Genomic DNA, 19,240 nt, shown 5'->3' with positions numbered 1-19,240 from the left:
CGTCCGTCGAACCATCTGGCGCCAGGAAGCTTCTTCGATGTCAGGCCGCAGGCGCGACCGCAGGAAACGTCGGTTCCGTCTTCCACCAGCCTGGGCCTTCGCCCTGTGCCAGGCGGCCTGAATGGCCAAAGTCGAGCTAAGAGCGCCGCTTGGGCACGGACGGTGCGCTCTGACGTGCCTACATCTCGACCTGCGTCCCAAGCTCGACAACACGCGGCGGTGGGATGCGGTAATAGTCCGGCGAGCGCACGGCGTTGCGTGCCATGAACTTATACAGCGGCTCCTGCCATCGGCTCAGCTCCGGCTGAAGTGAGGGCACCGGCTTCTCCCGCCCGATGAAGAACGATGCCGTATCCGGATCGCAGCCGACCTCGCCCCGATGGAGGCGCAGCGCCGCCATGATATCCGGCTTCTCCGCAAAACCGAACCTCAGCCACACCAAGCTAAAGCCCTCGGGCAGCGGCTCGATCACGACGCGCTCGGTCTCTGGAAGCCTGGGAGCGCGCTCGGTCGTCACGCGCAACAGGATCACCCGCTCGTGCACTACACCGTTGTGCCGAACATTGAGCGCGAGCGCGGCCGGGACGACATCGACGCGTGTAGTGAGAAAGACGGCGGTGCCGTGCATCCGAATGGGGGCATCGGGCTTGTCCAATCCGTCGATGAAGTCCTTCAGCAGGATGGCGTTCTGGGCACGGCGTGCGAAGGCAACCGCTCGACCTTTGCGCCAGACCAGCATCAACGTCAGCGTGACGGCTCCCACCAAGAGCGGGAACCAGCCTCCGTCGGGGATCTTATGGGCGTTGGCCGCTACGAAGGTCAGGTCGAGTATCAAGAACAGCCCAGCGACCGGGAACACCAGGGCCGCGGGCCAGCGCCACAGACCATAGGCCACGGTTGCGACGAGGAGGGTCGTCACAGTCATATCGCCTGCCACCGCGATGCCGTAGGCGTTGGCCAGCGCGTCGGATGAGCGAAAGCCGAACACGAGGCCCAGCACGATGATCGCAAGTAGCCAGTTCACCTGCGGCACGTAGACCTGTCCGGCTGACTCATCGGAGGTTTGCCGGATCTCCAACCGCGGGATCGCTCCAAGCTGGATAGCCTGCTGTACCAAAGCGAAGGCGCCTGAGAGCACTGCTTGGCTCGCGATAACGGTCGCCAGTGTCGTCAAGCCGACGACGGGGATGAGCAACCAGCTGGGAAACAACAGGAAGAATGGGTCGGCAGCGGCAGCCGGATCAGCCAGCACCAGGGCACCCTGACCGAGGTAGTTGAGCACGAGCGCAGGTAGCACGAGGACGAACCAGTCGAGCCGGATCGCACCGCGACCGAAGTGACCCATGTCGGCGTAGAGTGCTTCACCGCCGGTGAGGGCTAAGAAAACCGAGCCCAGCACCGTGAACGTCGTCGTCCCACCGGCGTGGCCAGCGTAGGCGAGAGCGTAGCGCGGATTGAGGGCGGCCAGCACGCCAGGGCGCTGAAGCAGGTGCGAAAGGCCGGCGAGAGCCAGCGTCAGGAACCAGGCCGCCATCACCGGTCCGAACAGAGCGCCGACGCTGCCACTGCCGCGGCTCTGGATCGCGAACAATCCGACCAGCACGATCGCTGCGATGGGCACGACGTAAGGGGTTACTGACGGAGCGGCGACTTTCATCCCCTCAACGGCGCTCAGCACCGAGATAGCGGGCGTGATCATGGCATCGCCGAAGAACAGGGAAGCGCCAGCCAACCCCACGATCAGCAGCACCGGCTGCAATCGTCCCGCGACCGGTAGCGCCAGCGCAAGGAGGGACATAGTCCCCCCCTCTCCTTGATTGTCGGCGCGCATGACGAAGATGACGTACTTGAGCGCGACGACCAAAATGACGGCCCAGAACACGAGCGACAGAACACCGTACACGGTCGCCTCAAGCGCCGTATCACCGGCGGCCTTCAACGACTCGCGAAACGCGTAAATTGGGCTGGTGCCGATGTCACCGAAGACTACGCCAAGGGCGCCGAGCAGTAGTGCGGGACGTACTGGATGTTCGGCGGCCGCAGGCGTCGAGACAACGGCGGAGGAGGTCATAACGACACCTTTCGCGGCGACGGTCGCTTTGAGGCATGATGTCGGCCGGGCGGCACGGTTAAGTCAACTTCGGGCCGTCAGGTGCTAAGCTTAAATTCAGGGGCACCCGCGTAGAGGACGCCCGTTGGGAGGTGACGATGCGCTTAGCCAACGCCGCGTTCACGCTCGTGACGATGACCAGCCCGTGTCTCGGGAAGATGGATCCCGCTCAGTGCCGGTTGATCGCCGACAGGGCCGCTGTCGTCGCCAATTCGATCGAAGCCGTTCAGGAGAACGTCGGGAGCTTGACACTCGCGCCGCTGATTGAAGGCGTAGGGCCGGCTGCGTCTGAAGCGGCGAACCAAGTTGATCATGCGCGAGACGATGTTGTGCCCGCCATGAAAGCCTACGTCGTCGCGATGCGGGTCCTCATCGGCCAACTCGACATCTGCGGCCTTTAGATGCTTAACGACCGAAACAGGACCTGTGGCAGGGGCGCAATGTGGGCCCGCACCTGCGTGCCGTGCGGCGGTCTTTCTAACTCTTCAGGTCTCTATTACCTCGCCGGCGTGGACTGTGCCAGCGCGCCGCCAGCGCGGCACTCCCGCGGTCTCAATACGCTCGGCCAAGCCACGCCGCTCCAATTCTCTACAGGCAGGGAAAATGACCGTGAGCGGCTGGTTTTTTGACAAAGTAGCCCGAGAAACTGACGGTGTCGTTTTGAGCATCAGCAGGCGGGCTCTTTCCCTGACGACGCTGGTACTGACAAACTGGTTGTCGAGCGCTGCCAGCAGTGCCTGCTCCAATTTGCTGAGCGGCGTGACGCTTGTAGGATCAAGCTCGTGTTGCTCGGGATGAGGCGGCCGCATCAGGTGCGTTCCAAGAGGTCTATCAAAGCAGACCCCACGGCGGCGACGATGTTCCCTCTGCCGCGCCTAAGGATCTGCGCCTAAGGTAGCAAATCCTCCGCCACCTGCGGCAGGACGGCCTCAGGTATCTCCGCCATCAGCGACGTGTCGATCGCTTTTTGGGTGGCGGCCCAGAGCCGGGCGAGGCGCAACGCTTCGTTGACTATCCAATCCTAGGATCCTCAAAGCGACCGGGCTCGATGCCCGAACGCCGGCAGAGCAGTGTGGCCCATCCCCCCGGTGCCATGCGGCCTCGTCAGCGTCGTCGCGTGAAGGCCCGCCCCCGTCGACCTGTCGAGGGCGGGCCTTCTGCATTTACAGGGGGCCTAGGCTGCTGCGGCAATCCATCGATTTGGCACCGCCGAGCTTGCGGGCGTATCAGGCCGGCATGGCCAAGCGCGCGAAGCAACTGCCTCAGGATCGAGGCACCGTCCTGTTCGACGTCGTCTTCGAGGATGGCAGCCGGGCCTCGAACCGGCGCGTGCCGAGGGAGATCCTCGGCGGTCTCGACGGCGATCAGCCGGCCCACGATCTCATCGAGCAGCAGGAGGCCGAGATTGCCGAGAAGGCTGGTCGAGCGCCACGAGCGATCCAGACCCTGATGCGAACGGCTAAGCCGGAGCCGAAGCCTGCGCGGGAGTAGGGCGTATCATCAGGTTTCCGCTCGTCTGATTTCGCTCCGGCGCTGCAATGCACCATTATCTAAAATTGATTCCTCGTGATTATTTTCGATGTTTCTGAAACCTATCGGAGCTCAATTTCGTCAAGGCCGTAACAAGGGGGTGCCAGCGAGGCTCTTGGAGCATCTAATGCGCACTTTGATATTGATTTCGGTTCTACTAAGCAGTTTTTCGTCACCGGTTTTCGCTCAGCACACACAGCCCCGCAGGGATGCCACTCGAAACAGTTCTGAGATAAACAGCGACGCGAAGGCAGAAGAAACTAGGCAGCTTATAGCTAAGGCCAGGGAAAGGCAGAAATCGATCGACAATCAAAATACAAATCTATGGGATCGCTGGATCTATGCTGTTTGCCTGGGGTGTACCTGGGCGCCGAAAAACGTTCGGATCGTACATACCCATCCTTCGCGCGTCCTGATGGGGATCCCGGCCGCTGAGGATGACGCGCGAGAGCGCGCCGGCATCCGCTTCGGAACCTGACAAGAACTGCGGTCAGGTACGTTCGATCAGGTCGAGACGCCGGCGAGGGCTTGGGAAATGGGCACTTCATCACCGAGCAGGCGTTGGTGCGATGAGCGCGGAGGTCCCCGCCCATGCAAAACCTCAAGAACGACTACAAGCTTCGCCAATGGGTCGTGTGGAGCCTGATCGCGATCCCGCTCGGCGGCGGCATCGCGCTCTACTGCGGATGGCACCTCTTGAAGTTGGATGCGCCATGGGCGTCCGGTGACGGGCGTTGGATGGGCCTTTTTATGGGGGTCCTGTTCGTCGGCATGGGCTGCATGGCGCTGTGGAACTGGCTGTTCGCCCGACCGCTGACGCCCGAGGAAGAGCGGCTGCGCGACATGATGCGGGACTGGCAGCAAGAGCGTGAGCGCTTTCCTGGTGGAGGCGGCTTCTAACGGCTGATCAGCTAGGGGGGATCAGGCTCGCTCCAGCAAGTCGACGAGCAGCGAACCGGCCGCAGCGATGATGTTCCCACGTCCTCGCCAGGGTAAGATCACTGCCTCCAGCGCCACCTCCGGCAGCACGGTCTCAGGCGCCTCGATCTCGCGGTCCTGATCGTTGCCGCGCATCCAGACCACCTGGCTGCCGGTGTGGTTCTCCGGCGCCGCCAGCGAGGGCTCTTCGTCGGCACCGTCTTCGAAGTCCGGATCCCCGTCGAGGCGGTCGAGCACGGCGATGATGCGGTCCGCGGCGTCGAGGGCGACTTGTGCCGCCTCCTCCAGGCTGGCGCGGAGGGCTGGGCCGGTCAGCGGCCCCAGGGTCTCCGGAGCTGCCGGCTTCGGACGCGGGGTGAAGGTGAGCACGTCGCCCATGGTGATGGTCTCGGGGTGTGAAGGGGATGGCCCGGCGGGATCCGGCCGGGGCGGTACGCACGGCTACGGAAGAGGAGGCTCAGCGATCGGGCTGAGCGTTCAACTCGGACAGCAAAGCAGCGTCGACCGGGCGCCCATTCGTGTTGAGCTCGTGCCGGATGAGCACGCCCAGGCGCTCGTGCCGGTCGTCGGCGCTCACGGCCGTGCGGCTCCGGACCTCATCGGCGATGGTACTGAGGAAAGCCCCTGCCCGGTCGTACTCGCGGTCCAGCACGTCGCCGGCCGGCGTGAAGCCGCTGCGCCGATCCGATGTGAAGCACGGGATCGCACCGGCGCCGGTAAGGTGGTGGAACACGCCCTCCCAGGTCTCATAGAGGCGGGCGAGCTGAGCGAGGTTGCACCCGGACAGGTCGTGCAAGGCACTGTCGCTTGCTGGGGCGCAGTCAACCTCGAACGCTGCGGTGACGGCACTCATGATGTCCCGGAACAGGTAGGCCGGGCAGTCGGGATCCTCGACGCTGCTGCCCGTGAAGAGCGCGATTTGGAACCGAGCGTAGTCGACCAGGGCGAGCCGACCGGCGCGGGTCGTCGGCGTGGTGCGCCACACAGCATCTCGCGTCGCGCTCTGCGCCTCCGTCAGCGCCCGCTCACGTAGGAACCAGTTCGGTCGCGAGGTCGAATTCGGGTCCAACCCGAACGCCTTCATCGCGTCCTCGGCGCGGTAGCTCTCCGCGATCACAGCGTGGATCGGATCCGGATCGAGCGCCGCGCGGTGGCGGCGTCAGACGTGGCGGTCGTTGATGCTGTCGTTCTCGTGGTCGAGGCTGGCGGGGTCGATGCCGGCGACATGGGCGGCGCTGCGCAGCAGGTTCGGCCATGCCCCACCCGTATCACCGGTCCAGGCCCGCTCGGTGTGAGCCTCCTCGGTTCCCCAATCCAGGGCGACGTGCCTGAGGCTCACGCCGAGGAGCGTGGGCCAGCGCCAGCCACCGAGCACCCGGGTTTGCTCATCGCGGCTCGCGAACAGTTCCAGCGGGCACGTGACGATGACCGCGTAGACCTGTTGATAGGCGACGCCCCATTCTTCCCGCGCCCTCTCTTGAGCGTCGTGTGCCCGAAGCCACCGCTCGCCCAGCGCCACGAGGGCGGCGTCGGGATGCGGCTGCGCGGGGGTCGCCACGATCGGCGCGGAGATCGCCGGCAGGGGTGCAGCGACAGCGAGGGAGCCGGCCACGATGGTGCGGCGGCTCAAGGTGCCACGCAGCTCGATCGCGCGCTCGCGCAGGCTGGCGGCTGGATCGCGGCGGATCAGGTTCTTGAGAGAGGTGCGCAGGGACATCGCGGGATCCTCGGACGAGGGGCGCGGGCGACCGGCCCGCTCGGGTGCGGGTCGGGCTCAGAGCAGGGAGGCGAAGCCGGTCAGAACGATCCCGCCGCCGATGATGAAGGCCGCGGCCAGCAGCTCGCCGGCGACGTTCAGGAAGCGCAGGGACCGGCTGTGCGGCGTGTCTAGGCGAACGGGGGCCACGGCCTCCCACGGCTCGATGCCGCCGGGTACGGGTTCGTTCGGCAGGTTGAGGTAGCGGCCATCGGCCGAGAGGCGGCGGCGGCCGGTGCGGGCGCTGGTGCTGCGAGCCGGGGCAGGATGGCTGAAGTCCGGGATCCCGCGAGCGCGGGCCTGCTGCTGTTGAGCCTGCTGGCTCACCATTGCGGGGGCGGTGACGGTCTCGGTGATCCGCCCGCAGATCGGCGTCGGCTCCCCAGGGGCGATCATCGAGGCAGTCAACGGCGTGCTGTCGGCCTGGGAGGAGCGGGACCCAGACATTCGCGGGCCTCGCATCGCATCGGTCAATCAGATCGACGGTTCGGTGACCCTACGGTAGCCATCCCCCACCTCGTGGAAGAGGCGCTGAAGGCGGGGCGGTCAGGTCCGCCGTCCACACGAACGTGTCGAACCATCGCCGGAGTGTGCAGTTTCGCATATTGCGTGCGTTTCGTTTATTGCGAATATGCGTCGAGTGAGTGAGGAGAAGCCGACATGACGATGCCTGCTTCCGCAAAAGGCCTTGGAGGGCGCCTACCATCCGAGTTGGAGCGTGAGACAGCCAACCAGCTACGCCGTTTGCTGGCTCTTCAGGCGTCTGGCGAAGCGAACCTGCGCGTATTGGACGATGATGGGAAAGTCGTCGACGTCACCCTCGCCCCTGCAGTCTCGAAGCTTCTGATGGAAGTGCTCCATCCGATCGGGCGCGGCGATGCCGTGACACTCGTTCCGGTGTCCCAAATGCTGACAACGCAGCAGGCGGCCGATATCCTGAACGTGTCACGGCCGTTCCTAGTTTCGCTGTTGGAAAAAGGGGAGATTCCCTTCAATCCGGTCGGGCGTCACCGGCGCATCCGCGCTGAAGATCTGTTCGCCTACAAGGCCGCCCGTGACAAGCGTCGCATCGAAGCTCTATCGGAGTTGGCGGCGCTCGATGGGGAGCTGCTGTAGCCCGTGTTCGCGAACCGGTTCACCGCGACGATCGACGCCTGCGTTCTCGCGGGCGTGCTTCGACGGAACCTCATCCTGACCCTCGCGCAGTGGGAGTTCTCCCGCATGCGGTGGTCGGATGAGATCCTGGGCGAAACCGAGCGTGCCATTGCGGGGCTCTTCGCGAAGAAGAGAGACTTGAACGCGGCCGAGAAGGGGTCGAAGGCACGTGCAAGCATGGAAAAGGCGTTCGAGGACGCCATGGTCTCGGGCTACGAGCGGTACCTGCCGATGTGTGAAGGCGTCGACCCAGGCGATGCTCACGTCATTGCGGCTGCGTTGAAGACCCAGGCGCAGGTCATCGTAACCGACAATCTGAAGCATTTTCCGGCCACGCTTCTTGAGCCGCTGAACCTAGAGGCAAAGAGCGCTGATGCGTTCATCGCGGACACGATCGCATTGGACATCGGGCGAGCCGTGGCGGCCATCCACCAGATGCGACAGCGATTGGAAAGACCAGCGATGACTGCCTCCGACCTTCTCGTGATGATGGACGCCAACGGGCTGACGACGGCCGTGAACATCCTCCAGCCGCACGAAGCTTCACTCTAGCAGCTCCTCACGCCTGGCCGCTGTTGGCTGTCATCGCGTAGGCGCAGCCGCTTGGAACGGATCTGATCTCCCCAGGCTTACTCAGCCACTTTAGGGAGGGCGATATGCTGACGGGTGGTTTGCTGTGGCTGATTGGGGTACCGATCCCCGTCCTCATCCTGATCTGGTTTTTCTTCCTGCGAGGGCGATAGCGTATGCCCTGTAGAATGAGCATCCTGTTTGCTGCGTCCGCCATCGCTATCATTAGCACAGGTGGGGCCGGCATGGCGCGAGGCGGCGGCGCTACCCCTCCTGGCGGCCAACTGGCGGCAACAGCGCCCGGTGGGACGGAAGGCCTGGCGGGACCGAAGAATGTTGCTGACGCCGTCCGAAGCGGTAACGCCTACGGTTGGCGCCACGATGCAAGTCGGAATGGGGTCCAGGATCCCCGCCTTAGGCCTCGGGCTCTTGGGTATTGAGTGAAACGGTAGCTCTCGGCGCCAGCCCTAAGCGCTTGGAGAGGGTATGATGAGGGCTTCACCCAAGCGCCTTTCACGCGTGGACAGAAACTCCCTCCCCCGGTGAGATCGACGACCTCCCCCGCCAGCCCGTGATCCGATCGGGCGGCGGGGTCGAGCTGGCCAATCCACGTAAGCCTTCGTTAACTACAATTTCGGCACGTTGCTCTCTATCAGCCTGCAGGTGCCGTCATGAACCGTACCCGTTTGCTCAGTGTCGACGACCCCGCTCTCGATTGCCCCGTCTCACCGGAGACCGTAGGCCGGCTCGCCAAAACCGATCCCGAGGCAGCGCGCCTCCTCCTCGACGGCATCCCGGAGGCGACCCGGGCGCGGCTCGCCGTCTGGCTGTACGGCCGCAGCCACACCCACGAGATCGGGGTGCGCGTAGCCGCAACATGTGAGGGAGCGACCCTGCGCCGGGCCGCCGGGCTTGTCGGCAACGTGCTGTATGACTTGTCCCGCCGGCCTTACACAGCGCCAGCCCATGGCCTGCATGGCAGCGGACGGCGGCAGGTCAGCCTCGGCGGATCCCACAGCACAACTGTCCATGCGAGCTTGTGACGACTGACATCTTTCAACCTCTCGGATCGCGATGAGCGCCCTCAAGGATCTGCTGACCCGCTTCGGCCGGACCGTCACGGCCTATGCCGGCGACGAAGCGCTGATGCAGGCGGGGATCTCGGCCGCAGCCAACGTCATCGTCGCTGACGGCGAGGTGGCAGGTGACGAGTTCGAGACGGCACTGGTCGGGCTGCGCGCCAACCCGATCATCGAGAAAGGCTACGACCTCCTGATGCTGGAGGAGGCGTTATACGAGGCGATCGCCCGGGCACGGACCCGCGCAGGCCGGGTGGAGAACCTACGCCGGGTCGCTGCGATCGCCGGCCGTCCGATGGAGCAGCGGCAGGACGCGTTCTTGGTCGCTGCCGACGTCGCTGATCATGAGGGCGTCAGCGAGATCGAGGACAAGGCGCTGGCCGAAATCGCCGTGGCCCTCATCGTCAATAAGTCTGAGCTGATGCAAACTGCGGTGGCTCGGGTTACACCTCGGCAGTGAGCCATGGCGTAGTGGCATCATCGTTCGAGAGCAGGGCGATCAGCCGACCCAACACCTCGCATAGACGTGATCGAGCCGCGCGCACCCGATTAACCTCGTTCGGAGCACGGCGTTCGTGGAATGGCTATGGCGCCGGCATGGCAAACCGGCTCATGACCCTAGACCTGCTAGCCACCCTCGACATCGTGGATGACGATGTCGCTGCCGTGGTGGACGCATACATGACTGACCCGGCCTCTGGTCACGTCTCGTTTGGCGAAGGCTATCGCATTGACCCGGCTGCCGCCGTCGCCGATCACCCTTTCGCCAACACGCAGATCCGTCAGCCTTGGGCAAGCCCGGAGCTTCGACGAGCTGCCGTCCGTGCTGCCATCATGCTTGCCCAGCTAGAGCGGCTGTAGCGGTGGGGTCTGCCCCTGAGCGCATGGCCTAGCGCCTTCCTGCCTGGAATGAGGCGCTCTGATGACGATTGCCGTCAGACGATCGTCGGAACCTAAATTCCGCCTTAGAAGCAGCTACATGGGGCTATGCCTGTACGTCACCACCTCCAGCACGTCATCGAAAGTGCAATCGATTTCGCGATCATCGGCACCGACCTGAATGGGGTCGTCACGGACTGGAATGCTGGAGCAGAGAACATCTTCGGTTGGAGATGCGATGAGATCGTAGGCGCATCAGCCGAACGTCTCTTCACAGCTGCTGATCGTGCCGAAGGCCGTCCCAACGAAGAGATGCGTCTCGCGGTCGTTGATGGTCGAGCGAGCGATGAGCGATGGCATCTCCGCAAAGATGGCACCCAGTTCTGGGCATCGGGCGAGTTGATGCCCCTGCGCATCGAGGACGGCACACACCAAGGATACATCAAAATTGTCCGCGATCGCACACGCCAGCATGAGGCTGGTGAGCGTCTACGCGAAACCCGAGATCGGTTTGAAACACTCCTTCAGACCGTCGAAACAGCCTTCGCTGTCGTTGAAGTCAAATTTGATGGCGAAGATCGTCCGGTAGACTATCGCTTCCTTGAGGCCAATCCAGCCTTCGAGCGCCAGGCCGGGGTCAACCTGCGGGGGAAATGGGTCACTGAGTTCGCACCGAACCTAGAGCCCTTCTGGTTCGAGACCTATGGACGGGTCGCTTGGACGGGTGAACCGGCGACCTTCGAGAGCTACGCCGAGGCGTTTGAGCGTTGGTTCGATGTGCGAGCCATCCGAGTCGGCGAACCCGCCGAGCGGCAGATCGCGATCTTCTTCAATGACACCACCGAGCGGCGCGTCGCTGAGGAACGTCTGCGCGCCAGCGAGGCGCTCGCCCGCGAGAACGTGCAGCGCGTGCAACTCGCCCTTGCAGCAGGGGCGATCATCGGTACCTGGCATTGGGATTTGCCCACCGATCGGTTCACCGTCGATGAGGGGTTCGCACGTAGCTTCGGGCTTGACCCAGCGCTCGGGCGAGAGGGTATTCCGCTCGCTCAGATCGTCGCGACCGTTCATGCCGACGATCAGACGGAACTAGCTGCGGCGATCGACGAAGCGATCAAGCGAGGTGGTGCTTACGCGCATCAATATCGCGTGCGGCGTACCGATGGCAGGTACTACTGGATCGAGGCGAACGGACGCGTCGACCACGACGCGGATGGTACACCGTCGAGCTTTCCCGGCGTCCTCATCAACGTTGAGGAGCGGCGCGCCGTCGAGGCAGAGCGCGATCGTGTAGCCGCGGAGTTGCGCGCCCTCAACGAAACCCTTGAGCAGCGCGTGGCCGAGCGGACAGCCGAGCTAATGCGCACCGAGGAGCAACTGCGGCAATCTCAGAAGATGGAGGCCGTGGGTCAGCTCACCGGCGGCGTCGCGCACGACTTCAACAACCTACTCACGGTCATCAAATCATCGACCGACCTGCTGAAGCGACCAAACCTCGCTGAGGAACGGAGGACACGCTACATCGCGGCAATCTCTGACACCGTCGATCGGGCGGCCAAGCTGACCAGCCAACTGCTCGCGTTCGCGCGACGACAGGCGCTACGGCCTACCGTGTTTGATGCCGGCCAGAGCGTGCGCATGCTGAGCGAGATGGTCAGCACCTTGACCGGAGCACGCATACGGGTCGCGACACATCTCGACGAAGAAGCGTGTTTCGTGAACGCCGATCCGAGCCAATTCGATACCGCGCTCGTCAACATGGCGGTGAACGCCCGTGACGCGATGAACGGGGCTGGGGAGATCACGATCAGGGTCAAGGCAGTCGAGGAAATCCCCGCTGTCCGCACGCATCCAATCGTCGTGACTCCCACTGTCGCCGTGTCGATCAGCGACACGGGCATCGGCATCGCACCTGCGGATTTGGAGCGGATCTTCGAGCCGTTCTTCACGACGAAAGACGTCGGTCAGGGGACCGGGTTGGGGCTTTCCCAAGTCTTCGGCTTTGCAAAGCAGTCGGGCGGTGAGGTGATCGTCGAGAGCGTTGTCGAGCAGGGCACGACGTTCACACTTTATCTGCCTCGCGTGCCTGCGCCGGTCGAGGTTGCCATTGAGCGTGATGACGAGGCAACCGCCGATGGCGGGAACCTGTGCGTGCTCGTAGTCGAAGACAATCGGGACGTCGGCGACTTCGTGACCCAAACTCTGAAGGAACTCGGGTATCGCACGCACTGGGTCGAGAATGGACAAGCTGCACTGCTAGCCGTGGCTAACGACCCGAACGCCTACGAGATCGTCTTCTCGGACGTAGTGATGCCGGGAATGACCGGGATTGAACTCGGCCGCGAAATACGGCGCCTCTACCTCGGCCTGCCCGTCATTCTGACGAGCGGCTATAGCCACGTCCTGGCCCAGGAAGGCGGGCACGGCTTCGAGCTGCTCCAAAAGCCGTACTCGGTCGAAGCCCTGTCACGGGCCCTAAGCAAGGCAGCATCCAAGCGACGTCGCAGACGCTCAACAAGAGCTCAATAGAAGGCCACGTGGTCTCTCTTTCCTTCTAAAATGAGCCCGCATCGACCGGGCTGCCATATCATCACGGCTCGCCCGGCCTCGCGCAGATTTTTATCGACGGCCGTGGATGACTAAAGCGAACAGATAGCCGATGGCGCCGGCCAGAATGGCGAGGCCCAGCGGTGACTCCTGCGCGTGCGGCCTTAGCGCCTCGTTGCCGCGCTGGTACACACGCTGCGCGTCCGGATAGCGCTCGCGAGCCTTGTCGAACGCATCGCCGGCGAATTCCCGCGCTTGCCCGGCCGCGTCGCTGAGCGTGTCCTTGGCCTGCCCGTACAGGTTTTGCGCCGAGCCTTTCAGCTCAGTGACATTGCCCTCGGCTTGCGTCCGCTTATCGCCGGTCAGATCGCCCGCTGCACCTTTGACCTTGCCGCCGAGTTCTTTCGCGGCGCCTTTGACACGATCTTCGTCCATGGCTCTTCCTCCTCGGTATCCGAACGGATTGGCGGCATCGAGCCACCAACGCGTGAGCAGTGCCATTCGTCTCGACGGTAGACCACGCAGCCGGCAGCGCAGCGGAACTGTATGGGACGCTTACGGTTCCTTCTGGTCCAGAGTACACCGGAGTAACTGCCCGATGCCGAACGGTGCTCAGAATGGCCGGCCGAGCGCCGCCGATCCAGGCTTTGCCGCCGCGCTGCGCGATCAGACCCAGGGCTATGTCGAGAAGCGCAAAGCCGACGCGGCACGCTTCGTGTCGGACGTCGGCGGTGCCATTCGCGACACAGGTACCAGCTTCGACTCGCTGCCGCAGTTGAAGGAGCTCTTCGATCAGGCGGCGCTCGGCGTCGACGAGTTGGCCGAGGCCATTTCACGCCGCAGCTTCGGCGAGATGTACGACGAGGTTCACGCCGCAATCCGACGCCGGCCCGCGCTGGCGACAGCCGCCGCTGTTCTAACGGGCCTCGCGTTCTTCCGCCTTGTGAATGCATCCAAGGTTCGGCCGGTCCCACGCTCGCACGCGGTGGTCCCGCTCGACGTCCTCCCGACGCCTGACGTCTAGGAGAGCGGGATGGCCGAGCCAGGATTGCGCAGCATCCCGACCCTCGTCGGCGATGCGGTCCGCGAGCTACGAGATCTCGTGGGTAGCGAAATCACGCTATTTCGCACCGAGATGGCGCAGGGCGTCCATCGCATATCCCTCGGGCTCAGCCTGTTACTCATGGCGGCCGTGTGCGCCACTGCAGGCCTGTTCACGCTGCTCCTCGCCTTGGTGAAGGGGATCGCCGTCCTCTTTCAATCGGATGCACTCGCGGCGCTGATCGTGGGCGGTGTCTTCCTCTTGCTTGCGATCAGTCTCGGGCTGTTCGGGCGCAGCAAGACATCCCTGTCCACGCTGGAGCCGACACGCACGGGTCGGCAGGTCAAACAGGACGCGCAGGTTCTCACGGATTGGATGGACACATGAGCGACTCGCCAGACAAACTGGAGCAGGACGTCGAGGCTAGCCGAGGCCGGTTGGACCGGACGCTGGCCGACCTGCAGGCCCGGTTCAATCGACCTGGGATCCCGCGTGACTTTGCCGACCTGCGCCGGTCAGGGCAGGCAGCAAGCGAGACCGTCGAGCGGCTTGTCGCAGATGTCCGGGTCAATCCCGTCCCAGCGCTCATGATCGCGGCCGGCTTCGGGCTGCTTGTCTATGAGGCTTTTCGAACTGCCGCGGAGCGGAGGCGTCTGGCGTTTGTTTCTGCAGGATCCGCCATCACGACGACCGATCGCCACCTCCCTGAGAACCATCCGGACCGGATGCACGAGCGGCTCGACGACGCGCTGGAGGAGAGCTTCCCCGGCAGTGATCCGGTCTCGGTTCGGATCACGAAATAGCTCGTCCCCGTTTTTGTGGGCTCGAATTGCACGAACGGCCGGGACCAGCCAACTGGCTGCATCCCGGCCTCGCGCACTCCAGACCGCACCGCGGCTGGCAGCGCGGATCTCGCGGTTTAATGGTGGTTTTTCAACACCACAAAACCACTATTAATATGCTTTTAGAGAGGTTGATTACCGCTACTGCCACCCCTTCGCACTGGGCTTTCCTATCACGTGGTCGATCCCCTCCAGGATCAGGGAATGGATGGAGCGTCCCCGGTCCTCGGCAATTCGGGCTAGCGCGGCGTGGCGGGCATCATCGAGGTAGACTGTCTGTCGGGCGGCTACATCTCGGCGCCCCTTCGGTCGGCCAGTCGGTTTGGTATTGACGCGCTCCTCCCCAGCCGGCGAGACGGATTGATGGATCTCGGTCGCCGTTGTAGCGCGGGCAACGACTGGCTCGGGCTCAGGCTCTGGTACCGCTACCGGCTCCGGCGGTGCCTCATCCTGTTCGACCTCACGGGCCGCGGCCGCGGCGGCTTTCATCGCGAGCGTCTGCGAGACGTTCGGGCGGCGGCTCATAGGGTCTCTCCGAGGCGGACCATGACGGCGTCGGCGAGCGCCGCGAATTCGGCCGCGGACGGCGTGTCGGCAGGGACCGCCTCCCCGGTCGCAAGGCTGTCGGCCACGATGGCCCGGTAGGAGATGGCCGGCGCCACCGGCTCAGTTAGCGCGGCCAGCGTCGTCACCACGTCTCGCCCTGCCCCGGTGCGCTTGTCGATGCGGCTTGGGACGATCAAGATGTCGGGCCGGTCGCGCTTGGCGGCCTTCCGATGTCGGCGGATCGTGCCGACAGTCTCGGCAGCACCGCGCACGTCCAGCACGGTCGATCCGGACGGCACCAGCACGAGATCGGACACGGCAATCGTCGCACCGAATGCCGCGCCCATCGCACCGGGGGCGTCGATCAACACGAAGTCGGTCCCCTGGCCCTTGGCGGTCTTCACCCAGGCGGAGACCGCAGAGTCGCTGTCCTCCTCCAGGAGGTGGGCGGTGACCGTGAACGGCAGTTGTCCGTCCTCTGCGATCGAGGCGGCATGCGCGGCCGGGTCCGCGTCGAGCACGGCGACCGTGCGCCCTCGCCGATGCAGCTCGGCCGCGAGGTTCAGAGCCGTGGTCGTCTTGCCGACGCCGCCCTTGCTCTGCGCAAGGCCGATGATCCTCACCATGTCGGCGCCATGATCTCGCTAATGTGGTGGTACAAAATCACTGCGAAAACCTCATTTTGGTGCCATTGCGGCGTGACCTTCGTTGCGGACGAGCCAGTAAAGGACGGAGGCGGATTGGCCGAATGCAGCCCCGCCTTTGACCTCGCCGCGGGCCACGACGGCGCGAGCCGCCAGGCCCTTGTCGATGGCTTCGCAGGCCTGAGCGCGGGCAGCTGCGGCATCGCCGTGCTTCGTGATCGCGCGATTGATCCCGCCAGAGTACTTCACCGGTTTTAGGAACTGAGGCTCGATGGTGCCCCCGAGGTGGGTAGCGAGCAGCAACGAGTAGACGGCGGTTCCGCCAACGGCGAGGCGCTGGGCCTTAAGCTCGTCAGCCGTCGTTGCGTCGATGAAGTGTCGGAGATTGCCGAACGCGTCGAAGGTGTATATCGCTTTGAGCTCGACGAGGGCGAGCGGCGCGCCGGCGGGATCGAGCACGGCGAGGTCGACCCTGTTCCATTCCCGGGCGACGATGTAGCCGGACGGCTCGTAATCTCGGTGTAGCCCGAAGGCGAGGCGGTCGCGTATCGCGGCCTCCACCTTCATTGTTGCCGCGAGGTAAGCCAGTTCGTTCGGGCGAAACTCGCCGCCGATCGCGGCAAGGACGGAGGCCATCTCCTGATCCGGTTCTTTCATGCAGACGCTTGCCGGAATGCCATTGCCGCGCGTCATCACACTTTCGTAGTGTTATAAAAGCGTGATCGTGGAATGATGCTCGCATGACCATAGCGCGCGTGATAGTGTCTGAGAAGGACAGTTATCGGACACGATGCCATGAAGGCGCTGAAATCTCGCGTCGTGGAGCTTCGGACCGGCCTTCCGATCGTCGCTGGCCTGTCCGACCAGGCCCGAGCGTTCCAGCGGGCAGGCAAGGCCAAGAGCACGCAGCGCGCCTATCTCAGCGACGCCGGCCAGTTCGCGACTTGGTGCACAGAGCATGGCTTCGATCCTATGCCCGCGACGCCGCTCGTCGTGCTTGAGTTTCTAAGCCACGAGGCGACACGAGGCTCGAAAGCGTCGACCATCGCCCGGCGGCTCGCTGCGATCCGGTACGCGCACAAGCTCGCCGGAGAGCGTGACCCGACCGACGACGAAGGTCTGCGCGAAGGCCTACGCGGGATCCGACGAGAGATCGGCACCCGCCCGAAGCAGAAGACGGCAGCAACTGCTGACATCCTGGCGGCCCTACTCATGCGGACGCCCGACACCCTGACGGGCCAAAGGGATCGTGCTCTGCTCGCGCTCGGGTTCGCAGGCGCGTTCCGCCGATCCGAGCTCGTCGCCCTCGACGTCGCCGACTTGGTCCAAGATCCGGACGGCCTGCGGGTTTTGGTTCGGAGGTCCAAGACCGATCAGGAAGGGCAGGGGGTCGAGAAGGCCATCCCGCACGGCCGGTTCATCCGGCCAGTCGCTCTGGTGCGGGAATGGCTTGATGCGGCCGGCATCAAGGACGGGCCTGTGTTCCGGCCGGTCAACAAGGCCGGCAGGGTCGAGCCGCGCCGCCTGGGTGTGAAAACGGTCGAGCGCGTGATGAAGCACTACTGCACGGCCGCGGGCCTCGACGCCTCGACGTTCGGGGCACACAGCCTGCGAGCCGGCTACATCACCACTGCGGCCGAGCGCGGGGCGGATCTTGCGCGGATCATGGACCAGTCCGGCCACCGCGATCCGCGGACGGTAGTCGGGTACATCCGGCGGGCGAACGCCTTCAAGGGGCACTCGGGGAGCGGGTTTTTGTAATTATCGTTCTTTGCTAAAATATTGGTTCGTGAGGTATGCGACCTCGGTGCGGTTCTTCGCCTTCAGCTTCTTCATGATGTTGCGGACGTGAACTTTCACCGTGCTCTCGCACATGTTCAGCTCGTAGGCGATGATCTTGTTCGGCGTACCCTTACGCAGGGCTCGGGCGACGCTGAGCTGCCGAGGGGAGAACACGTGCTCTTCCGGGACTTGGTCTGTTGTGCTTTCCATCCCCGCTAGAAGGCCCATCATACATGCAGCTGGCATGTAGACGCCTCCAGCACGCACGAGGTGCAGAGCCTGGATGGCCACTTCAAGGGAGATGCTGGTTGGGATGTAGCCTTTGACACCGAGCTTCAACACCTGAACGATCTGATCAGGGCTCTCGTAGTCGGACATGACCGCCACCCTCACGCTCGGAGCGTAGGCATGGATCTCGGCGAGTTCCCGAGCGATCTGATCCCGTTCCGCCTGAAGTGTGCTGCCGCCTGGTAGGCATAGCAGAACGGTGCTGGTCGACGTCGATGCCGCCATGTCTTGCCAAGCGGCCACGCTCGGGAAGCCCTTGAAAGCGAGGTTCGGCCGGGCATCGCGCAGGGAAGCAAGAAAGCATTGGCCGATCAGCGGGCGCCGATCGATGACGACGAATGTGGGCTCAGTTCCCAACTCGATCTGGTTCAGATGCTGCCTAGCTAGAATGGCATCAGCATGAAGCCCCGGCACACTGCTATCACGAACTTCAGATCTGATTTTGACCAGGGTGGACATTGTCTAACTAGCCCTATCTCCCGAATACAATAATGCAATAGACGCAAAATCAGTAAAAAGGAGTCAAAAAACTACTTAGTATGACAACATGCTATGCAACTTGGGATTGCAATATAGAAATGATTCGCGTTACTGTGGGCGAGTAACGGCGTCCTGGCTGGGGCTTGGGAAATGGTACGTTGCCAACCCAGGACCGGCACGGGGGTCAAGACGATCGGCCCAGCTGATGGGCATCTGGTAATACGGGCTGACAGGTTTTGTATCGGGAGGACGCGAAGCAAGGTCGGGCCGGATCCCGTGGTGACGTGGTTCGGCCCTGTGTCATTCGGCTTGCAGGCCGGAGCGACAAGCAAGATGTAGCCTATGAATAAGACTGTATGAGCGCGGCAACTGCTGAGGTGACGCAAACAAAAGAGGCCGCCCCCGAGGGAGCGGCCCGAGTCTAGGGAGGAAACGTCCAAAAGGACACAACACGTATGCGTACCGTGTTGCGGCGCGTCAACTGATGCTGCAGCGCAGGGTTCCAACTCCGGCTACGAATTTACACGGATGTTCCAGGCCCACCGGCCCGACCCGCGGGAGGGGGTTTCTTTGGATCGGGCCACTGGGTGTCCCTTGGGAAGACACACCATGTTGCGGTGCAATGCAGCATGGCCCGCTCTGTTGTTACAGGAGCGGGCCCGGTGCGACTGCTCCAACGAGGCCGCCCTATGACCGTCTCCCCAACGGCCTGAGTGCTGCTCTGCTGGCGCGCGGCCCCCTCTGCCGATCGCTGAAGGCAACCTTGAAGCGGCGTAGTTAATAGACCATTACCGCGTGCTTTTTTGTGCGAAAGACTTCGACCGCCTTCCCCGCCATACCGTTCTGACGCTGCTACGCCTCATTGGCCTTCCCCGGCCGACCAACAGCACGCTTTGGCTTCTCAGAGACGGTCTCTGACGGCTTGGCAGCCTTCGGGGCCGCCTTCTTGCGCCTCTGGCCGAGGCCGAAGCCGTGGGCGAGCTTGGAGCGCGCCTCGGAGTAGCTAGCGGCCGTGGACGGGTAGTCCCGTGGGAGGCCGTAGCGCTCCCGG

At 63.8% G+C, this 19,240-nt stretch carries 24 protein-coding genes; 13 read left to right on the top strand and 11 right to left on the bottom strand.

The window, feature by feature from the left end:
• Positions 1 to 178: 178 nt before the first annotated feature.
• Positions 179 to 2,071, bottom strand: a complete 1,893-nt coding sequence (locus MKL20_RS16225; RefSeq protein WP_244037533.1) for a potassium transporter Kup — start codon at positions 2,069 to 2,071, stop codon at positions 179 to 181.
• 137 nt (positions 2,072 to 2,208) lie between these two features.
• Between MKL20_RS16225 and MKL20_RS16220 the strand changes: the two genes are divergently transcribed.
• Positions 2,209 to 2,511: a hypothetical protein gene (locus tag MKL20_RS16220; protein WP_244037532.1), complete on the top strand. Its 303-nt coding sequence runs from the start codon at positions 2,209 to 2,211 to the stop codon at positions 2,509 to 2,511.
• An 84-nt stretch (positions 2,512 to 2,595) separates the two neighbouring features.
• Here the strand turns inward: MKL20_RS16220 and MKL20_RS16215 are convergent, their stop codons facing one another.
• On the bottom strand, positions 2,596 to 2,919 hold the full coding sequence (locus MKL20_RS16215) for a hypothetical protein (protein WP_244037531.1): 324 nt from the start codon (positions 2,917 to 2,919) through the stop codon (positions 2,596 to 2,598).
• Positions 2,920 to 3,346: 427 nt separating this feature from the next.
• Between MKL20_RS16215 and MKL20_RS16210 the strand changes: the two genes are divergently transcribed.
• Positions 3,347 to 3,601, top strand: coding sequence for a hypothetical protein (locus MKL20_RS16210; protein WP_244037530.1), 255 nt, complete (start codon positions 3,347 to 3,349; stop codon positions 3,599 to 3,601).
• A 630-nt stretch (positions 3,602 to 4,231) separates the two neighbouring features.
• Positions 4,232 to 4,540 (top strand): hypothetical protein, encoded by a 309-nt coding sequence (locus MKL20_RS16205; protein WP_244037529.1) that lies wholly within the window; start codon positions 4,232 to 4,234, stop codon positions 4,538 to 4,540.
• Between the two features lie 21 nt (positions 4,541 to 4,561).
• Here MKL20_RS16205 and MKL20_RS16200 read toward each other — a convergent pair whose 3' ends face one another.
• From MKL20_RS16200 to MKL20_RS16185, 4 genes are all read right to left on the bottom strand, one after another.
• Positions 4,562 to 4,957: a hypothetical protein gene (locus MKL20_RS16200; protein ID WP_244037528.1), complete on the bottom strand. Its 396-nt coding sequence runs from the start codon at positions 4,955 to 4,957 to the stop codon at positions 4,562 to 4,564.
• A gap of 79 nt (positions 4,958 to 5,036) precedes the next feature.
• Positions 5,037 to 5,696, bottom strand: coding sequence for a hypothetical protein (locus MKL20_RS16195; RefSeq protein WP_244037527.1), 660 nt, complete (start codon positions 5,694 to 5,696; stop codon positions 5,037 to 5,039).
• 42 nt (positions 5,697 to 5,738) lie between these two features.
• Entirely contained in the window at positions 5,739 to 6,296 is a 558-nt protein-coding gene (locus MKL20_RS16190; RefSeq protein WP_244037526.1) for a hypothetical protein, read from the bottom strand.
• Positions 6,297 to 6,353: 57 nt separating this feature from the next.
• On the bottom strand, positions 6,354 to 6,782 hold the full coding sequence (locus MKL20_RS16185) for a hypothetical protein (protein ID WP_244037525.1): 429 nt from the start codon (positions 6,780 to 6,782) through the stop codon (positions 6,354 to 6,356).
• A 213-nt stretch (positions 6,783 to 6,995) separates the two neighbouring features.
• Between MKL20_RS16185 and MKL20_RS16180 the strand changes: the two genes are divergently transcribed.
• The 6 genes from MKL20_RS16180 (at position 6,996) to MKL20_RS16155 (ending at position 12,547) form a co-directional block, all read left to right on the top strand.
• Entirely contained in the window at positions 6,996 to 7,451 is a 456-nt protein-coding gene (locus MKL20_RS16180; RefSeq protein WP_243957939.1) for a helix-turn-helix domain-containing protein, read from the top strand.
• Positions 7,452 to 7,454: 3 nt separating this feature from the next.
• Positions 7,455 to 8,042: a PIN domain-containing protein gene (locus tag MKL20_RS16175; protein ID WP_244037524.1), complete on the top strand. Its 588-nt coding sequence runs from the start codon at positions 7,455 to 7,457 to the stop codon at positions 8,040 to 8,042.
• Between the two features lie 689 nt (positions 8,043 to 8,731).
• Positions 8,732 to 9,103 (top strand): hypothetical protein, encoded by a 372-nt coding sequence (locus MKL20_RS16170; RefSeq protein WP_244037523.1) that lies wholly within the window; start codon positions 8,732 to 8,734, stop codon positions 9,101 to 9,103.
• Positions 9,104 to 9,134: 31 nt separating this feature from the next.
• Positions 9,135 to 9,599: a tellurite resistance TerB family protein gene (locus MKL20_RS16165; RefSeq protein WP_244037522.1), complete on the top strand. Its 465-nt coding sequence runs from the start codon at positions 9,135 to 9,137 to the stop codon at positions 9,597 to 9,599.
• 152 nt (positions 9,600 to 9,751) lie between these two features.
• Positions 9,752 to 10,000 carry a hypothetical protein gene (locus MKL20_RS16160; RefSeq protein ID WP_244037521.1) on the top strand — a complete coding sequence of 83 codons (249 nt, stop codon included), beginning with the start codon at positions 9,752 to 9,754 and terminating at the stop codon, positions 9,998 to 10,000.
• Positions 10,001 to 10,126: 126 nt separating this feature from the next.
• A complete protein-coding gene (locus tag MKL20_RS16155; protein WP_244037520.1) occupies positions 10,127 to 12,547 on the top strand; it encodes a PAS domain S-box protein in 2,421 nt (806 codons plus the stop codon).
• A gap of 90 nt (positions 12,548 to 12,637) precedes the next feature.
• On the opposite strand, the gene MKL20_RS16150 is transcribed toward MKL20_RS16155, so the two are convergent.
• Complete coding sequence (locus MKL20_RS16150) at positions 12,638 to 13,000, bottom strand: CsbD family protein (RefSeq protein WP_243960990.1); 363 nt, start codon at positions 12,998 to 13,000, stop codon at positions 12,638 to 12,640.
• A gap of 163 nt (positions 13,001 to 13,163) precedes the next feature.
• Here MKL20_RS16150 and MKL20_RS16145 point away from each other — a divergent pair, with 163 nt between their 5' ends.
• From MKL20_RS16145 to MKL20_RS16135, 3 genes are read left to right on the top strand one after another with little or no spacing between them, the layout of a single operon-like run.
• Positions 13,164 to 13,589, top strand: a complete 426-nt coding sequence (locus MKL20_RS16145; RefSeq protein ID WP_244037519.1) for a hypothetical protein — start codon at positions 13,164 to 13,166, stop codon at positions 13,587 to 13,589.
• Between the two features lie 9 nt (positions 13,590 to 13,598).
• Positions 13,599 to 13,994: a phage holin family protein gene (locus tag MKL20_RS16140; protein ID WP_244037518.1), complete on the top strand. Its 396-nt coding sequence runs from the start codon at positions 13,599 to 13,601 to the stop codon at positions 13,992 to 13,994.
• Positions 13,991 to 14,410 carry a DUF3618 domain-containing protein gene (locus tag MKL20_RS16135; RefSeq protein ID WP_244037517.1) on the top strand — a complete coding sequence of 140 codons (420 nt, stop codon included), beginning with the start codon at positions 13,991 to 13,993 and terminating at the stop codon, positions 14,408 to 14,410. Before MKL20_RS16140 ends, MKL20_RS16135 begins: the two co-directional genes overlap by 4 nt.
• Before the next feature lie 560 nt (positions 14,411 to 14,970).
• On the opposite strand, the gene MKL20_RS16130 is transcribed toward MKL20_RS16135, so the two are convergent.
• Together MKL20_RS16130 and MKL20_RS16125 are read right to left on the bottom strand one after the other, a co-directional pair.
• The gene (locus MKL20_RS16130) at positions 14,971 to 15,621 is read right to left on the bottom strand and encodes a ParA family protein (RefSeq protein WP_244037516.1); all 651 of its coding nucleotides are present in this window, start codon (positions 15,619 to 15,621) and stop codon (positions 14,971 to 14,973) included.
• A gap of 51 nt (positions 15,622 to 15,672) precedes the next feature.
• Positions 15,673 to 16,332 carry a hypothetical protein gene (locus MKL20_RS16125; RefSeq protein ID WP_244037515.1) on the bottom strand — a complete coding sequence of 220 codons (660 nt, stop codon included), beginning with the start codon at positions 16,330 to 16,332 and terminating at the stop codon, positions 15,673 to 15,675.
• 102 nt (positions 16,333 to 16,434) lie between these two features.
• Between MKL20_RS16125 and MKL20_RS16120 the strand changes: the two genes are divergently transcribed.
• Positions 16,435 to 17,400 carry a site-specific integrase gene (locus MKL20_RS16120; RefSeq protein ID WP_244037514.1) on the top strand — a complete coding sequence of 322 codons (966 nt, stop codon included), beginning with the start codon at positions 16,435 to 16,437 and terminating at the stop codon, positions 17,398 to 17,400.
• Here the strand turns inward: MKL20_RS16120 and MKL20_RS16115 are convergent, their stop codons facing one another.
• The gene (locus tag MKL20_RS16115; RefSeq protein ID WP_244037513.1) at positions 17,401 to 18,168 is read right to left on the bottom strand and encodes a LuxR C-terminal-related transcriptional regulator; all 768 of its coding nucleotides are present in this window, start codon (positions 18,166 to 18,168) and stop codon (positions 17,401 to 17,403) included.
• An 873-nt stretch (positions 18,169 to 19,041) separates the two neighbouring features.
• On the bottom strand, positions 19,042 to 19,240 hold a 199-nt coding region (locus MKL20_RS16110), incomplete at its 5' end, for a MucR family transcriptional regulator (RefSeq protein WP_244037512.1).

The organism is Methylobacterium sp. E-066, assembly GCF_022829635.1.
GTDB lineage: Bacteria > Pseudomonadota > Alphaproteobacteria > Rhizobiales > Beijerinckiaceae > Methylobacterium.
This window is presented reverse-complemented; position numbering and strand designations above follow the sequence as displayed.

Coding starts and splice junctions, on each gene's coding strand:
- MKL20_RS16225 (WP_244037533.1), bottom strand. CDS start 2,071: ATGACCTCCTCCGCCGTTGTCTCGACGCCTGCGGCCGCCGAACATCCA.
- MKL20_RS16220 (WP_244037532.1), top strand. CDS start 2,209: ATGCGCTTAGCCAACGCCGCGTTCACGCTCGTGACGATGACCAGCCCG.
- MKL20_RS16215 (WP_244037531.1), bottom strand. CDS start 2,919: ATGCGGCCGCCTCATCCCGAGCAACACGAGCTTGATCCTACAAGCGTC.
- MKL20_RS16210 (WP_244037530.1), top strand. CDS start 3,347: ATGGCCAAGCGCGCGAAGCAACTGCCTCAGGATCGAGGCACCGTCCTG.
- MKL20_RS16205 (WP_244037529.1), top strand. CDS start 4,232: ATGCAAAACCTCAAGAACGACTACAAGCTTCGCCAATGGGTCGTGTGG.
- MKL20_RS16200 (WP_244037528.1), bottom strand. CDS start 4,957: ATGGGCGACGTGCTCACCTTCACCCCGCGTCCGAAGCCGGCAGCTCCG.
- MKL20_RS16190 (WP_244037526.1), bottom strand. CDS start 6,296: ATGTCCCTGCGCACCTCTCTCAAGAACCTGATCCGCCGCGATCCAGCC.
- MKL20_RS16185 (WP_244037525.1), bottom strand. CDS start 6,782: ATGTCTGGGTCCCGCTCCTCCCAGGCCGACAGCACGCCGTTGACTGCC.
- MKL20_RS16180 (WP_243957939.1), top strand. CDS start 6,996: ATGACGATGCCTGCTTCCGCAAAAGGCCTTGGAGGGCGCCTACCATCC.
- MKL20_RS16170 (WP_244037523.1), top strand. CDS start 8,732: ATGAACCGTACCCGTTTGCTCAGTGTCGACGACCCCGCTCTCGATTGC.
- MKL20_RS16165 (WP_244037522.1), top strand. CDS start 9,135: ATGAGCGCCCTCAAGGATCTGCTGACCCGCTTCGGCCGGACCGTCACG.
- MKL20_RS16160 (WP_244037521.1), top strand. CDS start 9,752: ATGACCCTAGACCTGCTAGCCACCCTCGACATCGTGGATGACGATGTC.
- MKL20_RS16155 (WP_244037520.1), top strand. CDS start 10,127: ATGCCTGTACGTCACCACCTCCAGCACGTCATCGAAAGTGCAATCGAT.
- MKL20_RS16150 (WP_243960990.1), bottom strand. CDS start 13,000: ATGGACGAAGATCGTGTCAAAGGCGCCGCGAAAGAACTCGGCGGCAAG.
- MKL20_RS16145 (WP_244037519.1), top strand. CDS start 13,164: ATGCCGAACGGTGCTCAGAATGGCCGGCCGAGCGCCGCCGATCCAGGC.
- MKL20_RS16140 (WP_244037518.1), top strand. CDS start 13,599: ATGGCCGAGCCAGGATTGCGCAGCATCCCGACCCTCGTCGGCGATGCG.
- MKL20_RS16135 (WP_244037517.1), top strand. CDS start 13,991: ATGAGCGACTCGCCAGACAAACTGGAGCAGGACGTCGAGGCTAGCCGA.
- MKL20_RS16130 (WP_244037516.1), bottom strand. CDS start 15,621: ATGGTGAGGATCATCGGCCTTGCGCAGAGCAAGGGCGGCGTCGGCAAG.
- MKL20_RS16125 (WP_244037515.1), bottom strand. CDS start 16,332: ATGACGCGCGGCAATGGCATTCCGGCAAGCGTCTGCATGAAAGAACCG.
- MKL20_RS16120 (WP_244037514.1), top strand. CDS start 16,435: ATGAAGGCGCTGAAATCTCGCGTCGTGGAGCTTCGGACCGGCCTTCCG.
- MKL20_RS16115 (WP_244037513.1), bottom strand. CDS start 18,168: ATGTCCACCCTGGTCAAAATCAGATCTGAAGTTCGTGATAGCAGTGTG.